General features: G+C 75.6%; 1 protein-coding gene. It reads right to left on the bottom strand.

The window, feature by feature from the left end; all coding sequences use genetic code 11:
• Window positions 1-128: 128 nt before the first annotated feature.
• On the bottom strand, window positions 129-980 hold the full coding sequence (locus AB0J52_RS40435; protein WP_500188503.1) for a tyrosine-protein phosphatase: 852 nt from the start codon (window positions 978-980) through the stop codon (window positions 129-131).
• Between the last annotated feature and the right edge of the window lie 473 nt (window positions 981-1,453).

The raw sequence follows: 1,453 nt of genomic DNA on the forward strand, positions 1-1,453 counted from the left end.
CGGACCGGGAGGCGAACGCGGTGCTGCACGCGGAGATGCGGCAGGCCGCGCACGCGGCGGTCCGCGACCTGTTCGCCTGACCCGCCGTCCGTCCCGGCGCGGCTCGTCTGCCGCGCCGGGGGGCGGGGTCAGTCGAGGAGGCGGGTGCGCAGGGCGTCGGTGTCCTCGGCGGTCCAGCCGTGTCCGCGCAGCCAGGCGGCGGTCCCGCCGAGTTCCTCGTCGACGCGGGTCAGGAACTTCTCCATGATCGACGCGTGGGGGTGGTGGCTCTCGGCGGGGCGGGAGTCGATGTCGGCGGCGTAGGTGTCGCTGGCGCGCAGCCGGTCCAGGATCGCGCCGATCCGCTCGCCGGTCTGGGCGTAGTCGGCGACGATCGCCTCGCGGGTGACCCCGGCGACCTCCAGGGCCAGCGCGCACACCACGCCGGTGCGGTCCTTGCCAGCGGCGCAGTGCACCAGCGACGACCCGTCGGTGCGGGCCATGACGCGCAGCGCGGCGACGATCGAGTCGGCGCGGTCGCGCAGGTAGCCGAGGTAGAAGGTGACGGCGCGGACCTCGTCCTCGCCGCCCTCGTCGCGGGTCTGCCAGGGCAGGATCTTGTCCATGTCGAGGCCGTTGCGGGCGGCGGCGCCCGTCCCGGCGCCGGTGGCGGGGGCGGCCGGGGGGCGGTCGGCGGCGGCGTCGGTGTGGTGGCCGCCCTCGGCGAACAGCGACAGGTGGTGCAGGGTCACCGAGGGGACGCGGGTCAGCGGCCCGGGGCCCTCGAGCCGGACCTCGGCGTCGCTGCGCAGGTCGATGATGTTCTTGAGGTCGTAGTCGTCCAGCAGGACGCGGACGTCGGTGACGGTGAGGGCCTGCAGGTTGTCGGCGCGCAGGACGCGTCCTCTGCGGGTGGCGCGCCCGTCGGCGGTGGGCAGGCCGCCCAGGTCCCGGGCGTTGACCGCCCCTTCCAGCCGGATCCACCGAGTGCGCTCGCTCATGACTTGTCACCCTATAGGGCGTCCTTGGCGGATTCTTGGGGCGGGGTTGGGGGTGACCCGGCCCGGACGCCCGGCGGGTGACGGAATCCGAGGTCGCGCCGCCCGGGGCCTTGGGGCGGGACGGGCCGGCCGGTGGTGCCGGCTGGTGGCGTCGGCAGGGGGGCGATGGGGGGCCTGGCCCCACCACCGATCCGGGGCACAGCCCTCCTGTGCCGGGCCGCGCCGGCCGCCAGGGTGGAGTCACGGGACACCGGCCGCGGCCACGGGACGGGGAACCCGCGCCGGATGAGACCCGTGGGGGACCCCGGGGTTGGCTCTTTCGGGTGGCGACCGTCCGACCTGCGGCTTCGTAGCGTCCCTGGTAACAGATCGCCGTGGTGAGGAGTACGTCGTGACGATGACCGAACCGGCCCTGGGCGCACGCCCCGAGGGCCCCGGTCGCACCCCTGTCCGCACTCGCGCCCTGCCGCACG

Origin of the sequence: Spirillospora sp. NPDC049652 (genome assembly GCF_040675125.1) — a bacterium.
In the GTDB taxonomy this organism is placed as follows: domain Bacteria; phylum Actinomycetota; class Actinomycetes; order Streptosporangiales; family Streptosporangiaceae; genus Spirillospora.

Bases quoted from the DNA above. Each gene is read 5' to 3' on its own strand.
- AB0J52_RS40435 (WP_500188503.1), bottom strand. From the start codon at position 980: ATGAGCGAGCGCACTCGGTGGATCCGGCTGGAAGGGGCGGTCAACGCC.